The organism is Lysinibacillus sp. EB106-09-02-XG168 (genome assembly GCF_058791475.1).
The window spans coordinates 3,805,332-3,829,759 of the sequence record NZ_JBYTDN010000003.1 but is presented as its reverse complement, the minus strand read 5'-3'; the positions used below and the strand labels follow the sequence as shown (position 1 = coordinate 3,829,759).

Sequence of the window (24,428 nt, the reverse complement as noted above, 5' to 3'; positions counted from 1 at the left end):
ATAAAAAAGAAAACAAGACCGAATGAATTAGAAAGGAAGAATAAGATGATTTATATGGATTACGCTGCAACCGCTCCAATGACGCCAAAAGCTCTTAAAGCATACTGCGAGGTAGCAAAGCAGTATTATGGAAATAGTGCAAGTTTACATGACCTAGGAGGGCAAGCACATTACTTTGTTGAACAAGCAAGAGCTGTTGTAGCAAGGTCACTTGGAGTAAACAGTGATGGTGTCATTTTTACGGGAAGTGGAACGGAGGGCAATTTAATTGCGATTTTGTCATTAGCTTTAGCTTCAAATAAAGGGAAGCACATTATATCATCCCAAGCTGAACACACATCGGTACATGCGGCTTTAAATACACTTGAAAAAATGGGTTTTACGGTTACGAAGTTACCCTTACAGCAAGACGGTTGTATTCATGTAGAGCAACTACGAAAAGCAATTCAAGAAGATACGGCTTTAATCACTATTCAACATGTAAATTCAGAGATAGGTTCTATTCAACCTCTAGAAGAAATTGCCGAAATGGCCAAACAATCAAATGTGCTTATACACGTCGATTGTGTACAATCCTTTTGTAAACTCTCGTTAAAACAGCAAGTAGATGCTATTACTGTGTCAGCGCATAAAATAGGTGGGCCAAAAGGGTGTGGTGCCATATATATGAATCCTGAGCTCCGTGTTCCTGCATTAGCACCAGGTGTCACACATGAGCGCGGGCTAAGGGGAGGAACACTAGATACCCCAGCTATTGTCGCTTTTGCTACGGCGATTGAAGATTATCAATATGAGCGTCAGCATTATGCTGCATTACGTCAATACTTTAAGGAGAATTTACTAGAGACGTGTCAGATCATTGAGTGTAAGGATCAATTGCCCAATATTTGTGGTGTATTGATGAAAAGAGTAGAAGGGCAATACGTTTTGTTAAAATTAAATGAAGCGGGGATATGTATTTCTACAGGAAGTGCCTGTGATATTCATAGTGAATCTGGTACAAAAGCGATTTTATCAATGGGTTATTCTATGGAAGCGGCTCGCCAATTTTTTAGAATATCCTTTGGTCCAGCAACGACATTTGAGGAAATTAATCGATTACAAAGGGCACTTTCAAGCCTTTAATGTTTGTCATGTGAAATATAGTAAATGAAAGGTTCAATAAATAATATTGAGGATAAATTAAATAATTTTGAAATGATAATTTACGTACATGTTAAGAAGAATAATCTTTGTTGGATATTTTTGTTCGTATATACTTATTTCGGTGACTTATTGGAGCGAAGGGCTACTCAAGTACTCCTGTCGTAAAGCATTGATTTTGGGGGAAGAAGTAGCTTGTAGCGAAAATTAGTACCTTTTATTTATAAAATGAATATAAATAGTTGATTAATTCTCATCTAGTAAATTAATAGTTTTCTTTTAATTAAACAATTGCTATAATAAATAGCAGAGTGATAATTTCTCGTACGAAACGAAAAATATCTCTAAAAAGTAATAATTTCTTTTTTTTATAAAAAAGCATTGCATAATGCTAGAAAACGTTATACAATAATTCTTGTCTTGAAGGACAGGTAATAAACTTCAAAACGAAATACATAAAGGTTTCAACATACGAGTAGTTCGAGGAAGCGATGAAGATAGGGAAGGACGTACTTAAGTACATGACTGACTGAGCGACAGAGGCTGACGAAAAGATACGACGTATATCGAAAACTTAATAGTCTAGTGATGATGGCAAAGAGGTCACACCCGTTCCCATACCGAACACGGAAGTTAAGCTCTTTAGCGCCGATGGTAGTTGGGGGCTTCCCCCTGTGAGAGTAGGACGTCGCTAGGCATAATACCCAGGAGGATTAGCTCAGCTGGGAGAGCACCTGCCTTACAAGCAGGGGGTCGGCGGTTCGAGCCCGTCATCCTCCACCATTTGCCGGTGTAGCTCAGTTGGTAGAGCAACTGACTTGTAATCAGTAGGTCGTGGGTTCGACTCCTATCGCCGGCACCATAGTTTGAGCCATTAGCTCAGTTGGTAGAGCATCTGACTTTTAATCAGAGGGTCGAAGGTTCGAGTCCTTCATGGCTCACCATTTAAATTGCCAACAAAATATGCGGGTGTGGCGGAATTGGCAGACGCACTAGACTTAGGATCTAGCGCCGCAAGGCGTGGGGGTTCGACTCCCTTCACCCGCACCATATTTTAAATTTAATAATTGCCAGGATAAATAAATCTTATGCACATGCGGAAGTAGTTCAGTGGTAGAACACCACCTTGCCAAGGTGGGGGTCGCGAGTTCGAACCTCGTCTTCCGCTCCAAATGTGCCGGGGTGGCGGAACTGGCAGACGCACAGGACTTAAAATCCTGCGGTAGGTGACTACCGTGCCGGTTCGATTCCGGCCCTCGGCACCATTTTTTATAATTAGCGCCCGTAGCTCAATTGGATAGAGCGTCTGACTACGGATCAGAAGGTTATGGGTTCGACTCCTGTCGGGCGCGCCAAATTAATATTTATCGGAATGTAGCTCAGCTTGGTAGAGCACTTGGTTTGGGACCAAGGGGTCGTAGGTTCGAATCCTGTCATTCCGACCATTTTATGGGGCCTTAGCTCAGCTGGGAGAGCGCCTGCCTTGCACGCAGGAGGTCAGCGGTTCGATCCCGCTAGGCTCCACCATAAAAGATAACCAGTATAAAGATCCTGGCGGCGTAGCTCAGCTGGCTAGAGCGTACGGTTCATACCCGTAAGGTCGGGGGTTCGATCCCCTCTGCCGCCATCTTAAGGACCTTTAGCTCAGTTGGTTAGAGCAGACGGCTCATAACCGTCCGGTCGCAGGTTCGAGTCCTGCAAGGTCCACCATTTATATATTGTTACGGAGGTATACCCAAGTCTGGCTGAAGGGATCGGTCTTGAAAACCGACAGGCGGGTAACACCGCGCGGGGGTTCGAATCCCTCTACCTCCTCCAGTTTATTTTATAAATGGCGCTTAAAAAACTCGAAAAGAATATTTTATTAACGCGGGGTGGAGCAGTGGTAGCTCGTCGGGCTCATAACCCGAAGGTCGTTGGTTCAAATCCGGCCCCCGCAACCAAATGGTCCCGTGGTGTAGCGGTTAACATGCCTGCCTGTCACGCAGGAGATCGCCGGTTCGATCCCGGTCGGGACCGCCATTTTTTTAAAAATATGGGTCAGTAGCTCAGTTGGTAGAGCATTAGATTGAAGCTCTAAGTGTCGGCGGTTCGATTCCGTCCTGACCCACCATATGCGGGTGTAGTTTAATGGTAAAACCTCAGCCTTCCAAGCTGATGTCGTGAGTTCGATTCTCATCACCCGCTCCAATCTAAGGGCCTATAGCTCAGCTGGTTAGAGCGCACGCCTGATAAGCGTGAGGTCGATGGTTCGAGTCCATTTAGGCCCACCATTATTCCGAAGTAGCTCAGTTGGTAGTAGCACCTGACTGTTAATCAGGTTGTCGCAGGTTCGAGTCCTGCCTTCGGAGCCATTTTTTTGTGGGGAAGTACTCAAGAGGCTGAAGAGGCGCCCCTGCTAAGGGTGTAGGTCGGGTAACCGGCGCGAGGGTTCAAATCCCTCCTTCTCCGCCATTGGCCCGTTGGTCAAGTGGTTAAGACACCGCCCTTTCACGGCGGTAACACGGGTTCGAATCCCGTACGGGTCATACTGAAATGCAGTAGATGTAACTTACATCTACTGCATTTTTTTGATATTTTGTCAAACTTTGTGCAACAGTTGCTCTAAAATCTAACTGAAGCGTTAGTAAATTAGTGTAACGGTTTGATTTATTTCTCCTCTAAAACTGATATCATAATTGTTTTTCTATGGGCAGCACTTACGAAGAAAGCTTTTCCTATCCTCATTATCTCCCAAACTAGCAATAAAATTATGCAATTTTATATAGAAAAAACTATTGTAATTTAAATTTACTCTGTACTTACAAATCATTGGACAAATAATCCATGGAAAAACACTATAATATTGGTATATCCTTTGGAATATATGTATCTTTCTTTTATAATGGGAATGAATAGAATTCGTAGGAGGTTATAGATGTGAAAAAAAAGCAGAGTAAATGGATTATGAGTACAGCAACTGTTGCATTGGTTGCTGCAGCTGTTGTTCCTACTGCAAGTGCAGCAAACTTTACAGATATTGCAAAAAGTGATCATAAAGAGGCCATTTTAGCACTAGCAGATGCAAAAATTGTAGGTGGATATCAAGACGGCACGTTTAAGCCAAACGCGGTTCTTACGAATGGCAATGTAACGAAATTTTTAGGTAAATGGCTTGTAACAGAACATTTCCAAGTGCCAGCAGATTATAATAAAAAGGTACGTTTTACAGATTTGCCTACATCTACAAAAGATAAAGAATTACTACAATATGCAGCGCTTATAAATGATACTGGCATTTTCAAAGGTACTAACAACAAGTTATTACCGTCCGACAATATCTCACGCGAACAAATGGCTTCTATTTTAGTACGTGCGATTGAAAAAGTTTACGATATCGATTTAATTGCGAAGTATAAAAAAGAAAACTTTAAATCTACTATTACAGATTTAAAACTAGCCTTACCAGAAAATCGAGAAGCCATCATCGCATTAGAATATGCAAAAATTACGAATGTAAAGACATTTAATCCTAAAAACACACTAACACGTGGTCAGTTCGCGTCATTTTTACATCGTTCGATGATGAATATCAGTGAAATGGTAAAAGGTCCTGAAGTGTCTATCCAAACAGTTAAAGTTGTGGATGCAAATACGCTACAGGTAACATTAACAGATGGGACAAGCCATAAGGTAATAGTATCAACACCACTTACTGAAAATGTGGAGACAAAGGTAGATTTCAAAATTAATAACAAAGCATATTCCGCTGTTGTTACATATGAAGTCAATGAGCTAAATGTACAATCAATTGAGGGAATTAATGCCTCGCAGATTAAAGTTGTGTTCAACCAAGCAATTGACCCACTCTCTGTGTTAAAAACAGATGGAAAATTACAGGATAATATTGTAGCCTTCTCAAATGTAGATACTTTAAGAGCACTCTCAGTTGTGAAAACGGAAATCAGCGCTGACCGAAAATCAATCATCTTTACAATGAATGAGCCTTTAAAAGGCACACATCGTTATGTGTTAAATAACATCAAATCTGAAAAGGGAACAGTGCTTCAAAAAGTAGATGCGAATTTTGTCATTGCTGGCGATACACAACCGCCTACTATTGTAGGGACAACACAAGGGAAAAATTCTTCAATGGTTAAAGTGCAGTTTTCTGAGCCAATGGCAGCATTTCCTAATGAACGCATTCAATTCACATTATCAAATGGTACAAGGGTCGCAAATGTAGTAGGTAGTATTGAGCAAAATGCAACTGAAGCAACCTTTGACTTATCAGCTGCAACAGTAAATGGTAGTTATTTATCACCAGGTACGGCTGTGCAGATTACATTCGTAGCGGCAACAGATTTATCAGGAACTATAATTTCACCAAATCCTGCTACTGTAACAGTGAAAAAGGGAGATAAGGATGGTGTTGCACCAACATTAACTTCTGTCAATCAAACTGGACCAAATACGTTCCAGCTATTGTTCTCAGAGGAGATTCAACCACTTTATCCATATGATCTTTCAATTAAAAGCGGTCAGACTTCAATCTCCGCCAATAAAGTAGAGAAAGATCCTAAAAATAGCCGTTTATTTAATGTTACGGTTGATTCCAAAAGTATACTTCAAGGAATTACAACGATTGGAACAGCTTCTAACCGTGTAATTACTGATTTATCAGGTGAAACAGCAACATTCTCAACAGTGTATAACTTTATAAGAGATGACAGAGCGCCTGCCTTAATGAGTTCTGAAATTGTTTACGAGGATAATGTAGAATATTTACAATTAACTTTCGATAAGCCAGTACAGTTAGGAGCTTACGCTAAAGCATCATTTACTGGAAGCTATATGAATAATCACATTTTGTATGAGTTATCAAGAGGACCTCAAAGTGATATTCATAGTGTAAAAGATCAGCCTACAAAATTACGTATAAAAATAGCAGGAATGCTAGGACCATATGATTTAAAGGGAGCTTCTTACGATGGCAAACTATTTTTATTAAATGTTACAAATTTATATGGTGTGCCTATCAATGAAGTGCAAAATGTTAAATTTACACGTAATGGTGATTTAAATGTTAATGGAAATAAATTAGCATTAACGCAGAACAATCCAATTCAAACATCTGCAACAGATTATTCTATAAAAGATAATAATATTATTTATTTAAATTTCAATTATCCTGTTGATCCAGCACTTGCTCAAAACGTTCAAAATTATATCATCGATAATGCTCAGGTAGAAAGTGCAGTTGTAGAGGCATCCAATTTAAATCGAATTAAGCTTACGTTGAAAAAAGATTCGAATTATTTTAGTGGTATACGTAATTTCACGATTAAAGGATTAAGAGCAGCAAGCTCTATGGAATCATTCGACGAGGTGCGAACAACAGTTAATCTTAAAGAAAATATTGCACCAAAGGTTGTAAATGTTAATGTTAGCAATTCACAATCATTAGAACTTGTTTTCAGTGAGCCAATAGTAAACGTTAATAGTTTGGATTTTAATATTACTGTGAATGGTTCTTCTGTAGCAGCGAGTACCTATACACAAGGTAATAATAGAGTGCTAATTACAGTACCTCAGAATGGCTATTTATTTGAAAACGGCAGAAGTGTTACGATTCAAGCTTCACCTCGTAATGATATTTCGGATTTCAATGGGAATAAATTAGATTTCACTTCTCAAACAATTACAGTACAAAGATAAAAAAGGTATTAAACAAGGATTATCTAAGATATAAAAGTTCATAATCTAGAAAAAAATAGCATGCTAGATATATTTTTGGCATGCTATTTTTTATATAATTTTATTGCTATTATCCTAATGGGAGATAAACGGTGCTTTGTGCATGTACTGTGTATTATCTATCTGATTAATGATAAAAGCGGCTATATCTTGATTCGTAATTTTTGTACCGGGCATATCAGTAAGGTTTTCCTTGATCTGTTTTGATTTTAAGCTATCTTTTACAAAAGGCAATCTAATTAGTGTCCATTGGATATGTGTATTTTTCGATAAAAATTCCCATTCTAATTTTTTATCCTGCATCATTTTCGAAAAGAACACTTCAAATAACTTTGTTCCAAAACGATTCATCATGCTTTTTTTGTCCTCTTTAATCGTTAAAGAACCACCGGAAACACCTATATAACGACTAATGTTTAAATATTCCATCACATTGAAAATATTATTTGTAACTTTGCTATATAAAGGGTCTTCTTTTGGTGGTTGACCAAATGTATTAATAACAACTTGACAATCACTAAGAAGTTCCCGGATACTATCTATATTTTGCACTTGTCCTTTCACTATTTCAATTTTATCATTTTTATATAGTAGCCTTTCCGGATTCCTAACAAGCATCCGAACATAATATCCTTTTTCTATTGCTCGAGCTGCTATATGCCTTCCTACTTTCCCTGTTCCTCCGATTATCGCTATTCTACTAGGGTTATCCATTTTATACCTCCTATTGAATATACTAGTACATATACGATGGATCTCATTAATAGGTTTCAAACTTTTCTATAAAGCTGCTTTCCAAAAGATGTTGTTGTTAAAACAAAAAGGCAGATTTAATCTACAAAATGTGTAGAATAAATTCCGCCTTTTTATTTTTTTAACTAAAGCCCCGTTTTAGGTAAAATAGCGACGCTTATTAAACAATCGTGCTTTTTTGTGGAATACTTGGATACTAAATAATCTTGAAAAATATTTAGCTAAGTCTACATCACTACAATAATTTCTTTAATAATTTCTGGTAATGTATATGTAGTTCTGAAGGAGCTTAATCCTCTTCCTCTTGAGCTAAAGATGCAGCGATATCATCACGTACATCAGACAGTTTTTTATTATCACCATTTGGATACACAATACTCCACAATGAATATCCATTGTAACGCTCTGTGTAATTTTCACCTTTAACGGAATTTACTGCGGCAATGGCAGCGGCTGAAGGACTACTATATTCTTTTCCTTCAAAAAGGATCTTGCCACTTGTTAGGTCGATTTCTGCCTCTCTTACGGCACCTCCATAATTAGCTTCTAGTTTTTTTTCGCCTTCATTTAATCGTGAATATAACTCTTTCCAAGAAATATTTGATTTACGAATCGGAGAAGACGTTTTGACCGTCCTCTTTTCAGGTGTCTCATTTTTAACCGCATCGAATATCTCATCTAATACGTCTTTGTACTTATCATATATTGCTACACATAACTCATCATTTACTCTTGCCATCGGCTTATTCACTCCTTTATAGACCATACGAAGATTATGTATATACTCCTCTAAAATATTTTTATTTGCCGTTGTAATTTTCGGGTGATTCAAGCAAGGCAATATGACGAAATCATATAACCCTTGATAATCAATTTGAATAAACTCGGGACATTTTGGTTTTACCGTGGCATCTGGAGACAAAAAGACCTTTAATTCATATGTATACGAGTCATCCAATTGTTTTAAGATTCTCGTATAGGTATCGGTCTGGTCTTTGTTTTCTCTTGCCAATACCTTATTCTCCACAATGATTTTTACCAGATTGTTCGTCAAACACAAATCAAATCGAGCCCGTAATTCCTGGTTTGTCTCGGGATCGACCGCAGACTCCGATACCTCAGTTGCCACTTCCATTTCCTCTAGTTGGAGTGAGTCCGATTCGATTAAAACAAAATCAATATCGGTTTTCGCATTTGATACATTCTCCTCGCAAATATAGTAGAGAAAACGCTTCAGTGGGAACGTCCCTAAATTTAACGAAGACGTTGGTGAAAGCAACCAACTGATAAAAGAACTATGCATCGTTTCGCGGTGTCCAAAACCCAATAATTGAAACAAGCTTTGTTTTTCAAAGGATTCTTGTAAACGCAAGAAATCAGAATCACTAATCAACTGATTCAGCTTGGTTTTCAACTCTTTCTCATTTCTTATCATATTCTAACCTCTCAATTTCAGTAGATATAAAGTATCGGAAACTATTATAGCAATAATCTTTTCGAATACAGCCTTGGAGTATTTTTTTTTGTTGTTATAAACTAAGATGAAAATAGAAACAAAAGTAGGGGGAATGAAGATGGAAAAATTATTATGGACAAACAACCAACAATATTTGTTGCAGAAGAATGTAGAACAAGTAGTACCTTTGCTACATCATTTTTCACCAGAACAAGTAAATCGTGTTGGTAGATTTCAACGTACATATGAGAAATTTGAAAGCACACCATTACGAAGCTTAAATGCTTTTGCATCACTAGTTGACGTACAAAGTATTTTTGTAAAAGATGAATCATATCGTTTTGACTTAAATGCATTTAAAGTATTGGGTGGTGTTTATGCAATTGGGCAGTACGTTGCCAAAAAGTTAGACAGGAATATTGATGAGCTATCGTTTGAGCAGCTTAAATCACCAGAAATAAAGGAGCAGCTAGGAGACTTAACATTTATTTCAACGACTGATGGCAATCATGGTCGTGGAGTAGCTTGGGCTGCTAGAGAGCTTGGTTTGAAAGCACGTATTTATATGCCAGCAGGTAGTGCAGAGGAACGCCTCCAAAATATTAAAAATGAAGGTGCATATGCTGAAATAACGAAAATGAATTATGATGATACAGTTCGTTATACTTCACAACTAGCAATAGAAAATGACTGGGTCATTATTCAGGATACGATGTGGGAAGGCTATGAGGAAATTCCGTTATGGATTATGCAAGGTTATACAACACTAATAAAAGAAGTCGCCCTGCAGTTGGAAAAAGCACCTACTCATGTGTTTTTACAAGCTGGGGTTGGATCTTTTGCAGGTGCAGTTGTAGCTTTCTTACAACAATATTATGAGCAAGAGATTACATTTGTCTTAGTTGAGCCTTTTGTAGCGAATTGCTATTATGAAAGCTTTAAAGCAGGAGCTGAGCAGTTGGTAACGGTTGGTGGAGAGATGCAAACCATTATGGCTGGTCTTGCTTGTGGTGAGCCGAATCCACTAGCTTGGGATTTATTAAAGACTTATACAAAGGTGAGTATTTGCTGTGATGAGGAAATTGCCGCTACAGGTATGCGCATTCTTGGAAATCCATTAGCAACAGATGCACGAATTATTGCTGGAGAATCTGGTGCTGCCCCAGTTGGATGTTTTTATGAGTTGATGATGAATGAGCAATATATAGAACTGAAGGATACATTACAAGTAGATGAAAATTCCCGAGTATTGTTTATTAACACTGAAGGTGACACAGATGTAGAAAACTATAGAAATATTATGTGGCATGGGAAATATGCAAACATTTAATTAAAGGAAAGAGCAAACTAGTGATAGTTTGCTTTTTTCATTCACATGTATTGAAGGATGAAATTTGAATGGCATATGCAATTTATATAAGTTGATCTTCGTTCCGACTGAGCGACTCCTTTGGCATCAGCAATAGAGGAATGAATGTTAAAACCATCACATCCTGTGATAACGCCTTCGTAACCAACATCGGAGCGCCCAGTCGGAACGGAAATCAACCCACGTTATGGTAACGAGCAAATTTTTTTGAATTTTTCTTGACCTTAACGTTGCGTAAAGATTTACAGTAGTAGTAGAGGGGGTGAACAGTGTGGAATTTACGATTCAAGAGCTTGCTCAATTATCCGGGGTTAGCACAAGAACACTACGCTATTACGATGAAATTGGCTTACTGAAGCCAGCAAGAACCAATGAGGTGGGCTATCGATTTTACGGACAGTTTGAAGTTGATATGCTCCAGCAAATTTTATTTTATAGAGCATTAGATATGAAGTTAGCGACCATTAAGGAAATTATTCAATCGCCAGATTTTGAACATACAGAGGCACTCAAAACCCATCGTAGGGCTTTACTGAAACGCAAGGAACAGCTGGAAAAGATATTACAAACAGTGGAAAAAACCATTCAATCTATAGAGGAGGAACAACCAATGGCAAATGAAGAGAAATTTAATGGATTTAAAGAGAAGCTAATCGAGGAAAATGAAAAGCAATATGGTCAAGAAGTTCGTGCAAAATATGGTGACAAAACGGTTGATGCATCGAATGCGAAGCTAATGAATATGACCGAGGAAAAGTATGAGGCTATGCAGCAGCTAGAACAGCAATTATTTGCTCGTTTAAAAGAAGCGATGGCAATCGGCGATACAAACAATGATGTGGCAATGGAAGTAGCAGAGCTTCATAAACGTTGGCTTAGCTTTTCGTGGTCACAATATTCTAAGGATGCACATGCAGGTATAGCACAGATGTATGTAGCGGATGAACGCTTTTCGTCTTATTACGATGAACGTGTTGCTAAAGGAGCAGCGCAATTTTTACATGATGCCATCCACAATTTCATTTTAGCGTAATTATAGCTGACGTTTTGCTGTCGCTATAAAAAACATTTACTAAATGAAAATAATTATGCAAAAAATAAGTGATTCCTTCTTATGCTTTCATGTTTTAGAAATATTAATTTAGGAAAAAATGAAGGCATGAGGAGGAGATTTTTTTGAACCCACAAGTAATGGAAAAATTGAAAAAGCAATTAGAGCAGGAGCTACAGGAAATAGAAAAGCAACTGGAGGAATCAGAGCGTCCACAAGCGACAGAGCTATCTAATTATGATAATCATCCAGCTGACAATGCGAGTGATTTAACGGATCAGCTAACGGAAATGGCGATTGATGAGCACCGTGGTGACGATGCTGAAGAAATAAAAGCTGCACTTCAAGCGATGGAGGACGGTACATATGGTAAATGTGCTGTATGTGGTGAAGAGATTCCGATTGGACGCCTAGAAGCTATGCCGAAAGCACTGACATGTGTTGAGCATGCGGAGCACAAAGATGACAATTTAAGGCCAGTAGAGGAAGATGTATTGTCTTCTACCCCAAAATCAGATGATTTCATAGAACTTGAGGAATTTGGCTCTTCCGATACACCACAAGATAAAAGTTAGTAAGCATTTTCACTCACAGGCAGTATAATAGCTGTATGGGGTGAGAATATGGATATAATTGATTTACACTGTGATGCTCTATTGAAATTAACAACTTTAGAAGCGGCAAAATTTGAAGATGATGTACGTTTGCATGCCAATCGAGAGAGATTACTTTTAGGGCGGGTTAAGGCACAAGTATTTGCTATTTTTATAAACCCTAACATTCCGCAAAGCATGCAATTTTTAGAGGCGGTGCGGCAAATTGAAGCCTTCCATACACATGTATTACAAACTGAAGGCATGGTGCATATTACGGATTGGTCCCAATTAGATACTTTAGCTCCGCATGAAATTGGTGCCATATTAAGCTTAGAGGGCTGTGGTCCAATCGGTGAAGATTTAGCAAAGCTTTCTGCCATATTAGACGCAGGTGTAAAGCTTGTTGGTCTAACGTGGAATGAAGAAAATGCTGTAGCACACGGTGCTGAACAGGATGCAAGCCTTGGTTTAAAATCATTTGGGAAAGAAGTTATAAAGTTGCTAAATGAGAGAAACATTATTATCGATGTCTCACATTTAAATGAACAGAGCTTTTGGGATGTCTTGCCACTAGCGAAGCATCTAATTGCTAGTCATAGTAATGCACGTGCAATTTGTGATCATCCTAGAAATTTATCGGATGCTCAGGCGAAAGCACTTGTCGAGCATGGAGGTCATATACATGTCGTGTACTACCCGACTTTTATCCGAGACAATGCTATGATAGATGATTTAGTAGCACATGTGAAGCATCTAGCGAATATAGTAGGGGTAGAGCACATTGGACTAGGTTCAGACTTCGATGGTATAGATGTTACTGTCAAAGGATTAGCGCACGCAGGAGAGGCACAAAATTTGTTAGAGGCATTACGTGAACATTTTTCAATAGAAGAAGTTTGCGGTATTGCAAGTAATAATTTTCGACGCTATGTAAAAGATGCAGCGACCTTTTAAGGTTGCTGCATCTATAATGATGGAATATCTTAATAAAAGAAATATTGAATTAATAAACCGATTCCTAAGAGGAAGCCGAAGAATGTATTTGTTTGCGCTGTAAATTTCATCGCAGGCATCACTTCTTTAGCTTCTTTTTTATCGCGGAAAATTTGAATCGCACGAAGTGGTTTTGGAACACTTAAGAAAATGATTAGAGCCCAAAAGGTAATACCGTCAATTGCCACAAGAGCGATTACCCATAAGTACGAAATGATAAAAAAGCCAGATAGGACAGAAATGGCATTGTCTCGGCCTACTAAAATAGCAAGCGTTTTTCGACCGCCTTCTGTATCGCCAACGATATCACGAATATTGTTGGACAGCATGATTGCCCCAACTAAAATCATACTAGGTACTGAAAGTAAAACAGCATCAAAAGTTACTGTAAGTGTTTGAATATAAAAGGCGATTAAGACAATACCCATCCCCATAACAGCGCCAGATACAAGTTCTCCAAATGGTGAATAGGCTATAGGGTAAGGTCCTCCAGTATATAAAAAACCGATTAGCATACAAACAAGCCCTACGGCAGCAAGCCACCAAGAGGTAGAGGCACATATGTAAATGCCAAGTAGCATAGCGATTGCATAAAAGCTTAAGGCAATCATCATAATAGTTTTTGGTTGAACACCGTGACGTACAATCGTTCCACCGATACCGACAGAATTTTCGTTGTCTAGTCCTAATTTGTAATCGTAATATTCATTGAACATATTTGTTGCAGCTTGTATAAGCATACTTGCAATGAGCATAGCAAAAAATAGTCCATAATCGATTGTTTGTTTTTCAATTGCCAAGGCAATCGCTGTTCCTAAAAATACTGGAACGAATGAAGCGGTTAAAGTATGTGGACGTGTTAAATGCCACCAAACTTTAAAACCCCTATCAGCTTCAATGACTTTGGTCATAAGGTCTTTCTCTCCTTCAAATGTTGTAGACTATTCTTATTTTATACGAAGAATGAGAAATTGGATAGGTTCACAGCTTATTACATACAGTTAAGATAAAAAAATGATACAATAGAACATGCATTTATGAACTGAAAACAATATTTAAGATAATAGCAACAGTACAAGGAATAGGCTAGTAAAATAAAATGACAACTATTTTAACAAAAGAAATATGATGTGGTAAAAGTACAAACGCTCACTTTATTATGCAAAGGTTTGTTCAATTTGTGTTATAGAAAAGCCGAAGCAGTTAAAATTTATATTGAAAGTTAGAACGAGTACAAAACATACCGTGCGTCATTCATTATGTACATTGCAACAACGGAGGTAATTTTCATGCAACAGAAGTGGTACCAAGCCACAGAAGTAGAAGTGGACTCTTTGGGCCAAAGCCTTCATTTTTATATGGAAACAATTGAAGTAAGTCGCTTATCGGCGCTCGCATTTTATGCGGCGGGTGAGGAGCATTATAAAGGTGAACGATTTTATTGGCAAAATAGAGAAAAAACAATGACTTTAGTAGGGCTAGGGCATGCTTATACGATTCAAAATAACGCCAAAAATGATCGCTACGATGCAATAGAAGCTGAATGGAAAAACTTAACGAAGAACTGTGTTAAGGGACAAAGTGAGCTACAGCCAATTTTATTTGGCGGATTTACATTCGATCCACAAAATAATGTTGCTGGGGAGTGGACAGACTTTCCAGAAGCATTTTTTGCGCTCGCAACATATCAGCTTGTCATACGTGATGACAAAGCATTTGTAAGTATTCATCTTATTTCAAAAGATGGGCAAGCAGAGTCTCAGTTTGACGCGTTACGTAAAGAGCGAGATCATTTAATTCATGCTGCGCAGGTAAAAGAAGTGAAAACGTACTCAAAGCCTGAAATCACAAGTTATTTTGAGCCATATAAGGAACCATATTTAGCGTCGATTGACCAAGTAACAGCATTGATTAAGCAAAAGAAGGCAGATAAAGTTGTTATTGCACGTTCGCTGGCATTGCAATTTAAAGAAGAAGTTTCTTCACCACAGGTACTATCACAAATTATTCATGAGCAGCCAGAGAGCTATTTATTTGGTTTAGAGCGTCAAGAATTATTGTTCTTTGGTGCGTCTCCTGAACGTCTTGTAAAAGTAGAAAAGGGCCGCGCCTTTTCATCTTGTGTGGCAGGTTCAATTAAACGTGGTAAGACAGCAGAGGAAGACGAAGCTTATGGACAAAGCTTATTAAATGATTCGAAAAACGGTGGCGAGCATCAATATGTTGTCGATATGATTGCGGAAACTTTCCGTAAAAATTGTGTCGAGATGAAAGTACCAGATAGCCCTCGCTTACTAAAGATTAGAGATATACAACATTTATATACACCTGTTGAAGGTCAGTTGAATAATGAGGCAACTATATTACAACTGACAAAGTCTTTGCATCCAACGCCAGCTTTAGGTGGTGTGCCAAGGAAAGAGGCAATGGCAGCTATACGTAAGTATGAGCCTATGAATCGTGGACTTTACGCAGCTCCAATTGGTTGGGTAGATGCTGAAGGCAATGGGGAATTTGCAGTGGCCATTCGTTCGGCTGCTTTACTTAAGGATAAGGCTTATTTATATGCTGGTGGCGGTATAGTAGCAGATTCAGAGCCACAATCTGAATATGAGGAAACATTAGTGAAATTCCGTCCAATGCTTCGTGCGCTAGGAGGACAATTACATGAGTGAACGAAAAATGTTAACGGATTATGTTTATAAAATGGTAGCGTCACTAGTGCAAGCTGGTGTTGAAAACGTTGTTGTCAGCCCTGGCTCACGTTCTACACCTTTAGCTTATGCATTTGCTTCAACGAAACAGCTCCATATGTATCGTCAGGTTGATGAGCGATCTGCTGCCTTTTTTGCGTTAGGAATTGCAAAGGCTACCGCAAAACCTGTTGTTCTTTTATGTACATCGGGAACAGCTGCGGCAAACTATTTTCCTGCCATTGTTGAAGCAAGCTATGCCCGTGTACCGTTAATTGTAATCACGGCTGATCGTCCACATGAATTGCGAGAGGTAGGTGCACCACAGGCTATTAATCAGCCGAATTTATATGGCTCCCATGTCAAGTGGAGTGTGGATTTCCCGTTGGCAGATGATGCAGCACCTACATTGCCGTTTATCGAGCGTCATATCGCACGTGCGGTAGCGATTGCAATGAGCGCACCATTTGGACCAGTGCATATTAATGTACCGTTTAGAGAACCTTTGTTAATTGATTTTCGAGAGGAACTTCCAGAAGCGACATTTAAGCAAAGTAGTATGGGTCAGTTAATACCTTCCATGGCGACTCAACAAGAGTTATCGGAGATTATACGTGCAACTAAAAGGGGCCTTGTTATTATTGGGGAGCTAGCACTTGGTACAGATTTAACAATGATTTGGGAGTTTGTTCGTCAATTAAAATGGCCGGTCATTGTCGAGAGTTTATCTAATATGCGCTCGTCTGTCCCAGAGGATTGTCTACCATATATGATCACAACGTACGATGCAATTATGAAGAGCGAAGATTTTAAAGCATTAGTTAAACCAGATACGGTACTACGTTTAGGAGCACAGCCTGTTTCTAAATTTATTATGCAATTTATTACTAAATCGCAGCCAGATGCTTATATTGTGGTCGATGAAGATCCGATGTTCCGTGATGCTACAGGTGCGTCTACTCATTTTGTTCATGCAAGTATTGGTGAGTGGCTCACACAATTAGGAATCTCTGAAACAGCACTAGAAGCAGCTTATTTAGCCGAGTGGCAAGATGCTAATGATATAGCATTAGAGTATATTGAACACTATTCTGATGGTGCGATTGATGAGGGAGCAATGGTTAGTCGATTACTCAAAATGATTCCTAATAGTAGTGATATTTTTGTAAGTAGCAGTATGCCAGTGCGTGATATTGATACGTTTTTAATGGCGACACCAAAAGATCTCCGTATTGTTGCGAATCGTGGAACGAACGGTATTGATGGCGTCGTATCGACAGCAATGGGCTTTAGTCAAGGAAATAACCGTGAAACTTACTTGCTTATTGGGGATTTAGCTTTTTTACATGATGTCAACGGGTTAATTGCTTCAAGATACCAGGAATGCAACCTGACAATTATCGTTATGAATAATGATGGCGGCGGTATTTTCTCTTATTTACCACAATCTACAGTCGAGGCACATTATGAAGATTTGTTCGGGACACCGACTGCCCTAGAATTCTTTGATATTGCCAACATGTACGGAATGGACTATATACGTGTAGACGATATTTCAGAGCTATCAGTAAAGTTCACTACTATGAAGAAACGACCAATGCGCTTAATCGAAATTTTCACGAACCGAGAGGAAAATGTATATGCGCATCGGGCGCTGTGGAATCGCATTAATGCGGGGCTAAAAGCATGGCAAAGCTAATGATTCGTGGGCTTGAAACGAGCGTGGAAATCTGGAATGAAGAAGCGGAGCAAACGCTCGTTGCATTGCATGGTTTTACAGGTAGTACGGATACATGGCGAAATTTAGCGAAAGCTCTACCTAGTGTACGAGTTATTGCCATTGATTTAATTGGACATGGTCAAACGGCAATACCTCAGCAAATTAGTCGTTTTTCTATGCAAGAGCAAATCCAAGATTTAAAGGAAGTCTTTTGTCAGTTAGAGCTTAAGAAATTTACGCTGCTAGGCTATTCAATGGGAGGAAGAGTTGCATTATCGTATGCAATCTCCTACCCTGAATACATTGAAAAGCTAATTTTAGAAAGTGCTTCGCCAGGTTTACGAACTGCAAAGGAACGTTCTGAACGTTGTGAAAGGGATAACGCTCTCGCTAAAAAAATAATTAGTAATGGTTTATTATCATTTGTTAATGCATGGGAGACTATTCCTTTGTTTGAGTCTCAAAAGCGTTTACCACACAATGTGCAAGAAGAGATTAGGTTCGAACGACTTTCTCAGAAGGAGGAAGGCTTGGCAGGTAGCTTACGAGGCATTGGTACAGGAAGCCAACAATCAAATTGGATGGCATTGGAGAAGCTTGAATTTCCTGTGCTTTTAATTACAGGATCACTCGATAGGAAATTTTGTAAAATAGCACTAGAAATGAAAGCGCTATTAAAAAATGCCAAGCATACGACAGTAAATGACGCTGGACATGCAATTCATGTGGAAAATCCCGCTGAGTTTGCTACAATAGTAGAGGAGTATTTAACTTCTTTCAACACCAATGAGAGAAGTTAAACCTCCGACGGATGTCACGGAACGGCTCTGTGCTTGCACAAAGCCGATTCCAGACGCAATTATGCCGAGGCATAATTGAGAGTAATAAAATTTTTACGTTTTCGCCTCGATTTGAACGAGACGAATTTAATTATTAGGAGGCAATTCAATGACACGTCAATGGACAAGTTTACATACTTATGAAGACATTAAGTATGAGTTCTATAACGGTATCGCAAAAATTACGATTAACCGTCCAGAAGTACGCAACGCGTTCCGACCAAAAACGGTAATGGAAATGATCGATGCTTTTTCACGTGCACGTGATGACAAAAATGTTGGAGTTATCATTTTAACTGGTGAAGGTGAACATGCCTTCTGTTCAGGTGGAGACCAAAAAGTACGCGGTCATGGCGGCTATGTTGGTGAAGATGAAATCCCACGTCTAAACGTCCTTGATTTACAACGTTTAATCCGTGTTATTCCAAAACCTGTAGTAGCGATGGTAGCAGGTTATGCAATTGGTGGAGGACACGTATTACACGTTGTCTGTGACTTAACAATTGCTGCTGACAACGCTCGTTTTGGACAAACTGGACCTAAAGTTGGTTCATTCGATGCTGGATATGGCTCAGGCTATCTTGCACGTATTATTGGTCATAAAAAGGCGCGTGAAATTTGGTACCTTTGCCGTCAATATGATGCACAGCAAGCACTTGATATGGGATTAGTTAACACAGTTGTTCCTTATGAACAATTAGAAGATGAAACTGTACAATGGTGTGAAGAAATGCTAGAAATGTCTCCAACTGCTCTACGCTTCTTAAAAGCAGCAATGAACGCAGATACAGACGGTTTAGCAGGTCTTCAACAAATGGCTGGCGACGCTACGCTTCTTTATTACACAACAGATGAAGCTAAAGAAGGTCGTGACGCATTTAAAGAAAAACGTCAACCAGATTTCGGTCAATTCCCAAGATTCCCTTGATGATCTGACGCGATGAACGGCTCGTATCTTACTGAGATACGAGCTTTTTGTATATCTAAATGGGTAAGACGGATAGACTTGGCAGAGTAATGAAACTCCATGTCCAACTGAAGGATATTAAGATGAATTGGCGATATAAGGAAGATTGGAGGAATAACGAGATGTATCTGAATTGGGTTTTGCAGCGAGCGTATTTAACACCTTTACGAAACGGTTTAACATATAATGGGAAAAATTGGACATTCCAAGAGTTAAATGATTTATCTTTAAAACGTGCTCGTCAACTTACAACACTGGATATTAAGCAAGGCGACCGTATTGCAATAATGGGGCCGAGTAAGCCTTCGCTTGTTATTATGATGTACGCATGTATGCATTTACAATGTGAAATGGTCATGCTTAATCGTAGGCTAACACAGGATGAAATTGCCTACCAGCTAGAGGATTCAGAAGCTATGGCAGTTTTAGTTGCTGATGAGGATATAGAAAAATTACCAACACATACGACTAATTATTTATTTTCTACTATCGAAAAAAGTACAGAAACGGCTATTGATATTACGAAAGAATGGTCTTTAAACCAAACAACATCGATTATGTACACATCTGGGACGACTGGTTTTCCAAAGGGCGTTTGTCAAACAGTAGGAAATCACCAGGCAAGTGCAACGGCCTCAGTGTTAAATATAGGTTTGCATGTAGATGATACTTGGTTATGTGCTGTACCACTTTTTCATATTAGCGGCTTTTCTATTTTAGTGCGTTCACTGTTGTACGGAAATAGAGTGCATTTATATGATCAATTTGATGCAGAAGCAATTTCACAAAATATAATGGATGGCGAGGTTACACATATGTCGGTAGTCGCTGTCACATTGGAAAGGATTCTACATACGCTTGAACAGAAAAACGCACAAGCCTCACCGAAATTTAAAATGATGCTCGCAGGTGGTGGACCGGTGCCAGTGGATTATTTAAAAAGAGCGCATGCATTACATTTAGCTGTAGCTCAAACGTATGGTATGACTGAAACTTCGTCACAAACTGCAACATTAGCAAATGAAGATGCGATGAAAAAAATTGGTTCAGCGGGAAAACCATTATTTTTTAATCAAATTCGCATTGCTGAGCAGAATGACAATGGTGAAGGAGAAATTTGCATACGTGGTCCTCATGTTACACCAGGGTATATTGGTCGTTTTGCTCAAAAAGATGCAACGATTGATGGCTGGCTCCATACTGGGGATATTGGTTATATAGATGAAGATGGTTATTTATTTGTTATCGATCGTCGGGCTGATTTAATTATTTCAGGTGGCGAAAATATTTATCCCGCTGAAATCGAAAATGTGTTACTTACACATCCTGCTGTAAAGGAAGCGGGAGTGTGCGGCATTGATGATGATAAGTGGGGACAAGTACCAATCGCCTTTGTTGTATTAAAAGAACATGTTCAGGTAGAGCAATTACAAGCATTTTGTCAAAAGAAACTTGCGAAATATAAACTACCAAAAGAGATTATTGTTACGGACAAGCTCCCACGAAACGGCGCCAATAAGCTACTTCGTAGAAAATTAATGGATTAATAAAGAAGCCTTCGTTATAGGTTTGCCATGTAAGATTTAATTTATTTTTTTCAAAATGGGGGCAAAGTATTGAATTTTCAAGATTTGATGAATTTAAAAGATATATATTAAAACAAATTGTTTGAACCAGAAGAAAATTCATTGAGGGTACTTAACGATAGATGTAATGCGAACAATACCAAGGGATTCGTGAACAGATGAGGTTGAAATAGAAGCACCCTCAATTGATGTTGATAACAATCTACCAATTTTACAATTGGATTTTGAAACGTATGTTGTTTACTCCATTATTGACGAATCTTTTACTGTAACGGATGATTACGAAATTTCCGATGGTAATCTTTTTAGAATTTTCTCTAAATCAAGTTATTTGGATTTTATTAAAACAGGAACAATTGCTGAAGATATAAATCCCGAGCGCCTAGCCGGAACGGAAATCAATCCCTCATGTTGCCCAAAAGCATGGTTTCATCTATTTCAACTAAATAATAGTTTTTTTCAACACTTTAAAGGGAAGCCTTCATTTTTAAGAAGGCTTTTTTTTATTCGTTTTAAGAGTCATCTTTAGTAAACTTTTAGGATTAAATTAATCATTCATTAACATAATAAGAAATGACAGGCATAAACTATTTAGTAAAGGAGAATGACTCATATGAGAAAATATATATATAATGTTGTCATTATATTATTTGTTCTACAAATGAGTCATGTGCAAGTATTCGCAAACTATGAACAAAAGAACACTACAACAGCCAATTCAATAGAATCCCTACAATATCAAATTCAAAAACAAGTCATGCAATTAACTACTGAATTTGACATTCGTTATACTGGTAATACGACAGAATTAAAAGATGAACTATCAGAGCTTATTAAACATGCTATTCAAGATCCATATTTTTACGCCAATATTTCTAGTTTTAAATGGAAATATGAAGGCTATACCAATAATATTGTCATTAGATTTGAGTTTACCTATCATATTTCACAGCAAGAGGAAGTGTTTGTAGAACAGACTTTGGCGAATATTATTGCACCTATGCATGGATTAAGTGAATTGCAAAAAATACAAGCTGCACATGATTTTATCGTCCTATCTGCTGAATATTCAAAGGAAACTGAAGGAAGTCCATATTCTCCCTACACATTGCTAACAGAAAAAAAGGGAGTTTGTCAGGCATATGCTCTAGTACTTTATCGAATGCTAGAGATGCAAGGCTTTGAGGTACAATATGTACCAGGAAAAGTAGGGGAACAATTACATGCCTGGGTCTTAGTAAAGCTTGATAATGCATGGTATCATATTGACGTAACTTGGGATGATCCTTTGCCTGATCATAAGGGAGAGGTACGTTATAATTATTTTTTAGTTTCTGATCGCCAATTAGCAAAAGATCACTCTTGGGACTATTCGAGTTTCCCAGCTGCTACAAGCGAAGCCTATAGCGATTTACAAAAAACAAGTAAGATTGAAGTTCTTACAAAACCAATTATGAATAGTCAGTATCCCTTTGATAAAGGGTTGTCCGTTTTAAGTAAAAATAAACAACTAGTAAAGCCATTAATAGAACAGCCTACACTGCTTTTGAAAGGTAATAAAAGCGATAAGAGTGTTCAGGTACATCTAAATGAGTGGGAACCAATCATTTTAGAAAGCAACATAGCCCAATTAAAGGCTAATCGGAAGATAATACAAAATACTGTGTATAAGAAAAAAGGACTAATAAGTGCTGATAGAACGGAAAAACGAATGCCACAAGAAAAGTACGTCATAATAAAGGAGGTGTCCCCATACGATTTTCGGGGCACCTCCTTACTCATTTATTTGTGTTCGCTTAAAGCAGTATTTAACGTTTGAATATTTTTCTTCATAAGGGTGAAGTAAGTTTCATTTTTCTTCACATCATCTGTTGTTAAAACGCTTAAATTATGCAAGACAAGAGATTTTGCGCCAACTTCTTTTTGGATAACCTCGGCTAATTTAGAAGAGACATTTTGCTCGAATAAAATATAGTGAATATGCAAATCATTTGCTTTATCAACAATCGTTGTAAGTTCTTTTTGAGAAGGCTCATTTTGCGAGTTTAAACCGGCTATTGGTACTTGCTTTAAGCCGTATTGTCCTGCGATATAGCCAAATGCTGCATGTGATACGAAGAACGTTTTCTCTTGCGCTTTATCCGCCGTTGCTTTAAATTCGTTATCTAAATCTTGTAGTTCTTTTACCAATGTCTCGTAGTTAGCTGTAAATGTAGCTTTTTGTTCTGGCATTTTTTCAACTAAAGTGTTTTTAATGGAAAGCGCTAAGTCTTGACTGATCGTTGGTGATAGCCAAACATGTGGATCTACATTACCGTGATCATGCTCTTCATGACCGTGGTGTGCTTCCTCTTCATCATCATGTGAGTGACCTGAGCTTATAGCTAATTTTTCATCTGAAACCTGATCTGCTGTTGCCACCATTGTTACATCTTCATTAGCTAGAGTTTTTTTGGCATTTTCAACAAAGCCCTCTAGTCCTAAGCCAATATAGAAAAATATATCAGCATCTGCTAATTTCATCATATCTTTTTGTGTTGGCTCAAATGTGTGTTCATTGGCACCGGTAGGGTAAATAGAAGAAACCTCTACAAAATCGCCACCAATTCGTTGTGCAAAATAACTTAATGGATAGACAGTTGTGTAAATTGTTAATTTATCTTTTGACTCTGACTGTTTGGACGTGGATGATTTATCCCCGCAGGCAGCAGTGAACAGGGTAAGTACTGCAACTGAAAATAACAAAAATAATTTTTTCATCTTATAGTATACCTCTTTTTAATAGTAATCATTACGATTTATTTTTTGAACAGTTTCTATAATAACGTACATCTTAAAAAAGCACAAGAAAAAATGACCCTCGAAGATTAATTCTTTTTCGAAGGCCATTTTTCAGGTACTGGATCAAAGCCACCTGGATGGAATGGTTGGCATTTTGATATACGTTTAATCGTTAAATAGAATCCTTTAATGGCACCGTGTTTTTGAAAAGCTTCAAGTCCATAGGAGGAGCATGTAGGATGGAAGCGACAGGATGGCGGTGTCATGGGTGATATAAATTTTCTGTAAAACTTAATGAGCCATATAAAGGGATATTTCATATTTTTTTGTCCTCTTGTTGAGCGTTGGATTGCTTAGGTTTAGCATCGATAGTTTGTGTAAAGAAATTGCTTTTTTTCTTCAACAGAACAATGACAGATACGCCAAACATAAGCATCATCATTGCGATCATAATGATTATTGGTAATGGTACTCCCATTGCGTTCACTCCAAATTCTACTTGATAATAATATTATAAAAGAATTGCTAAAAAAAATGTACAAATTGAACTAGTCATCATCTCGATGAAAGCTTTGCTGAGGTTTTTCGTCAACTGTATGTTTAAAAGCATACGCACGATTGACACTAATAATAGTCGCGACCGTTATTAATATAACGATGATTGCGGCTACAATTAAGAGTGTAATTAAACTCATGGCATTCACTCCGTTCCTGATTCATCACTTCCTATTATAAAATAGATAAA

19 protein-coding genes, 20 tRNA genes and 1 rRNA gene are annotated in these 24,428 nt (G+C 38.2%); 33 read left to right on the top strand and 7 right to left on the bottom strand.

Annotation, left to right across the window (positions count from 1 at the left end):
• Positions 1 to 54 precede the first annotated feature (54 nt).
• The 23 genes from AC3WSO_RS19425 to AC3WSO_RS19315 all read left to right on the top strand — a co-directional run bounded on the left by AC3WSO_RS19425 (position 55) and on the right by AC3WSO_RS19315 (position 6,840).
• A complete protein-coding gene (locus AC3WSO_RS19425) occupies positions 55 to 1,125 on the top strand; it encodes a cysteine desulfurase family protein (protein ID WP_492534423.1) in 1,071 nt (356 codons plus the stop codon).
• A gap of 599 nt (positions 1,126 to 1,724) precedes the next feature.
• Positions 1,725 to 1,840, top strand: a 5S ribosomal RNA gene (gene rrf, locus AC3WSO_RS19420).
• A 10-nt stretch (positions 1,841 to 1,850) separates the two neighbouring features.
• Positions 1,851 to 1,926, top strand: a tRNA-Val gene (locus AC3WSO_RS19415).
• 3 nt (positions 1,927 to 1,929) lie between these two features.
• A tRNA-Thr gene (locus AC3WSO_RS19410) sits at positions 1,930 to 2,005 on the top strand.
• Between the two features lie 6 nt (positions 2,006 to 2,011).
• Positions 2,012 to 2,087 (top strand) — tRNA-Lys (locus AC3WSO_RS19405).
• A 21-nt stretch (positions 2,088 to 2,108) separates the two neighbouring features.
• Positions 2,109 to 2,193: transfer RNA gene (locus tag AC3WSO_RS19400), tRNA-Leu, on the top strand.
• 46 nt (positions 2,194 to 2,239) lie between these two features.
• Positions 2,240 to 2,314, top strand: a tRNA-Gly gene (locus AC3WSO_RS19395).
• Between the two features lie 5 nt (positions 2,315 to 2,319).
• Positions 2,320 to 2,408 (top strand) — tRNA-Leu (locus tag AC3WSO_RS19390).
• A gap of 13 nt (positions 2,409 to 2,421) precedes the next feature.
• Positions 2,422 to 2,498 (top strand) — tRNA-Arg (locus AC3WSO_RS19385).
• Between the two features lie 13 nt (positions 2,499 to 2,511).
• A tRNA-Pro gene (locus AC3WSO_RS19380) sits at positions 2,512 to 2,588 on the top strand.
• Between the two features lie 6 nt (positions 2,589 to 2,594).
• A tRNA-Ala gene (locus tag AC3WSO_RS19375) sits at positions 2,595 to 2,670 on the top strand.
• Positions 2,671 to 2,696: 26 nt separating this feature from the next.
• Positions 2,697 to 2,770, top strand: a tRNA-Met gene (locus AC3WSO_RS19370).
• A 6-nt stretch (positions 2,771 to 2,776) separates the two neighbouring features.
• A tRNA-Ile gene (locus tag AC3WSO_RS19365) sits at positions 2,777 to 2,853 on the top strand.
• A gap of 15 nt (positions 2,854 to 2,868) precedes the next feature.
• Positions 2,869 to 2,961 (top strand) — tRNA-Ser (locus AC3WSO_RS19360).
• A 50-nt stretch (positions 2,962 to 3,011) separates the two neighbouring features.
• Positions 3,012 to 3,086 (top strand) — tRNA-Met (locus AC3WSO_RS19355).
• 3 nt (positions 3,087 to 3,089) lie between these two features.
• Positions 3,090 to 3,165: transfer RNA gene (locus AC3WSO_RS19350), tRNA-Asp, on the top strand.
• 15 nt (positions 3,166 to 3,180) lie between these two features.
• Positions 3,181 to 3,256: transfer RNA gene (locus tag AC3WSO_RS19345), tRNA-Phe, on the top strand.
• Positions 3,257 to 3,259: 3 nt separating this feature from the next.
• Positions 3,260 to 3,333, top strand: a tRNA-Gly gene (locus tag AC3WSO_RS19340).
• 6 nt (positions 3,334 to 3,339) lie between these two features.
• A tRNA-Ile gene (locus AC3WSO_RS19335) sits at positions 3,340 to 3,416 on the top strand.
• Between the two features lie 4 nt (positions 3,417 to 3,420).
• Positions 3,421 to 3,497, top strand: a tRNA-Asn gene (locus AC3WSO_RS19330).
• 9 nt (positions 3,498 to 3,506) lie between these two features.
• A tRNA-Ser gene (locus AC3WSO_RS19325) sits at positions 3,507 to 3,597 on the top strand.
• A 2-nt stretch (positions 3,598 to 3,599) separates the two neighbouring features.
• Positions 3,600 to 3,671, top strand: a tRNA-Glu gene (locus tag AC3WSO_RS19320).
• A gap of 391 nt (positions 3,672 to 4,062) precedes the next feature.
• Positions 4,063 to 6,840 carry an S-layer homology domain-containing protein gene (locus AC3WSO_RS19315; RefSeq protein WP_492533080.1) on the top strand — a complete coding sequence of 926 codons (2,778 nt, stop codon included), beginning with the start codon at positions 4,063 to 4,065 and terminating at the stop codon, positions 6,838 to 6,840.
• Between the two features lie 114 nt (positions 6,841 to 6,954).
• Here AC3WSO_RS19315 and AC3WSO_RS19310 read toward each other — a convergent pair whose 3' ends face one another.
• The gene (locus tag AC3WSO_RS19310; RefSeq protein ID WP_492533079.1) at positions 6,955 to 7,593 is read right to left on the bottom strand and encodes an NAD(P)H-binding protein; all 639 of its coding nucleotides are present in this window, start codon (positions 7,591 to 7,593) and stop codon (positions 6,955 to 6,957) included.
• A 328-nt stretch (positions 7,594 to 7,921) separates the two neighbouring features.
• Positions 7,922 to 9,067, bottom strand: coding sequence for a PD-(D/E)XK nuclease family protein (locus AC3WSO_RS19305; RefSeq protein ID WP_492533078.1), 1,146 nt, complete (start codon positions 9,065 to 9,067; stop codon positions 7,922 to 7,924).
• A gap of 139 nt (positions 9,068 to 9,206) precedes the next feature.
• Here AC3WSO_RS19305 and AC3WSO_RS19300 point away from each other — a divergent pair, with 139 nt between their 5' ends.
• From AC3WSO_RS19300 to AC3WSO_RS19285, 4 genes are all read left to right on the top strand, one after another.
• Complete coding sequence (locus tag AC3WSO_RS19300; RefSeq protein WP_492533076.1) at positions 9,207 to 10,418, top strand: diaminopropionate ammonia-lyase; 1,212 nt, start codon at positions 9,207 to 9,209, stop codon at positions 10,416 to 10,418.
• A 310-nt stretch (positions 10,419 to 10,728) separates the two neighbouring features.
• A complete protein-coding gene (locus AC3WSO_RS19295; protein WP_492533074.1) occupies positions 10,729 to 11,490 on the top strand; it encodes a MerR family transcriptional regulator in 762 nt (253 codons plus the stop codon).
• Between the two features lie 143 nt (positions 11,491 to 11,633).
• Positions 11,634 to 12,083, top strand: a complete 450-nt coding sequence (locus AC3WSO_RS19290; protein WP_492533072.1) for a TraR/DksA C4-type zinc finger protein — start codon at positions 11,634 to 11,636, stop codon at positions 12,081 to 12,083.
• Between the two features lie 48 nt (positions 12,084 to 12,131).
• The gene (locus tag AC3WSO_RS19285) at positions 12,132 to 13,058 is read left to right on the top strand and encodes a dipeptidase (RefSeq protein WP_492533070.1); all 927 of its coding nucleotides are present in this window, start codon (positions 12,132 to 12,134) and stop codon (positions 13,056 to 13,058) included.
• A gap of 29 nt (positions 13,059 to 13,087) precedes the next feature.
• Here the strand turns inward: AC3WSO_RS19285 and AC3WSO_RS19280 are convergent, their stop codons facing one another.
• A complete protein-coding gene (locus AC3WSO_RS19280; protein ID WP_492533069.1) occupies positions 13,088 to 14,008 on the bottom strand; it encodes a 1,4-dihydroxy-2-naphthoate polyprenyltransferase in 921 nt (306 codons plus the stop codon).
• 378 nt (positions 14,009 to 14,386) lie between these two features.
• Between AC3WSO_RS19280 and AC3WSO_RS19275 the strand changes: the two genes are divergently transcribed.
• The 6 genes from AC3WSO_RS19275 (at position 14,387) to AC3WSO_RS19250 (ending at position 22,721) form a co-directional block, all read left to right on the top strand.
• Entirely contained in the window at positions 14,387 to 15,772 is a 1,386-nt protein-coding gene (locus AC3WSO_RS19275) for an isochorismate synthase (protein WP_492533067.1), read from the top strand.
• Positions 15,765 to 17,489: a 2-succinyl-5-enolpyruvyl-6-hydroxy-3-cyclohexene-1-carboxylic-acid synthase gene (gene menD, locus AC3WSO_RS19270; RefSeq protein WP_492533065.1), complete on the top strand. Its 1,725-nt coding sequence runs from the start codon at positions 15,765 to 15,767 to the stop codon at positions 17,487 to 17,489. The genes AC3WSO_RS19275 and menD overlap by 8 nt, the downstream gene beginning before the upstream one ends.
• On the top strand, positions 17,477 to 18,310 hold the full coding sequence (gene menH, locus AC3WSO_RS19265; protein ID WP_492533063.1) for a 2-succinyl-6-hydroxy-2,4-cyclohexadiene-1-carboxylate synthase: 834 nt from the start codon (positions 17,477 to 17,479) through the stop codon (positions 18,308 to 18,310). The genes menD and menH overlap by 13 nt, the downstream gene beginning before the upstream one ends.
• A 148-nt stretch (positions 18,311 to 18,458) precedes the next feature.
• The gene (menB, locus tag AC3WSO_RS19260; RefSeq protein ID WP_053485078.1) at positions 18,459 to 19,277 is read left to right on the top strand and encodes a 1,4-dihydroxy-2-naphthoyl-CoA synthase; all 819 of its coding nucleotides are present in this window, start codon (positions 18,459 to 18,461) and stop codon (positions 19,275 to 19,277) included.
• Between the two features lie 161 nt (positions 19,278 to 19,438).
• Positions 19,439 to 20,863: an o-succinylbenzoate--CoA ligase gene (locus tag AC3WSO_RS19255; protein WP_492533061.1), complete on the top strand. Its 1,425-nt coding sequence runs from the start codon at positions 19,439 to 19,441 to the stop codon at positions 20,861 to 20,863.
• Positions 20,864 to 21,515: 652 nt separating this feature from the next.
• Entirely contained in the window at positions 21,516 to 22,721 is a 1,206-nt protein-coding gene (locus AC3WSO_RS19250) for a transglutaminase domain-containing protein (RefSeq protein ID WP_492533060.1), read from the top strand.
• Here AC3WSO_RS19250 and AC3WSO_RS19245 read toward each other — a convergent pair.
• The 4 genes from AC3WSO_RS19245 to ytzI form a co-directional block, all read right to left on the bottom strand.
• A complete protein-coding gene (locus AC3WSO_RS19245; protein WP_492533058.1) occupies positions 22,685 to 23,662 on the bottom strand; it encodes a metal ABC transporter solute-binding protein, Zn/Mn family in 978 nt (325 codons plus the stop codon). The two genes, AC3WSO_RS19250 and AC3WSO_RS19245, sit on opposite strands and share 37 nt — an antisense overlap.
• Before the next feature lie 107 nt (positions 23,663 to 23,769).
• Positions 23,770 to 24,003, bottom strand: a complete 234-nt coding sequence (yidD, locus tag AC3WSO_RS19240) for a membrane protein insertion efficiency factor YidD (RefSeq protein ID WP_053485074.1) — start codon at positions 24,001 to 24,003, stop codon at positions 23,770 to 23,772.
• Positions 24,000 to 24,161 (bottom strand): hypothetical protein, encoded by a 162-nt coding sequence (locus AC3WSO_RS19235; protein ID WP_197140193.1) that lies wholly within the window; start codon positions 24,159 to 24,161, stop codon positions 24,000 to 24,002. Before AC3WSO_RS19235 ends, yidD begins: the two co-directional genes overlap by 4 nt.
• A gap of 70 nt (positions 24,162 to 24,231) precedes the next feature.
• Entirely contained in the window at positions 24,232 to 24,378 is a 147-nt protein-coding gene (gene ytzI / locus AC3WSO_RS19230) for a YtzI protein (protein WP_492533056.1), read from the bottom strand.
• Positions 24,379 to 24,428: the final 50 nt, after the last annotated feature.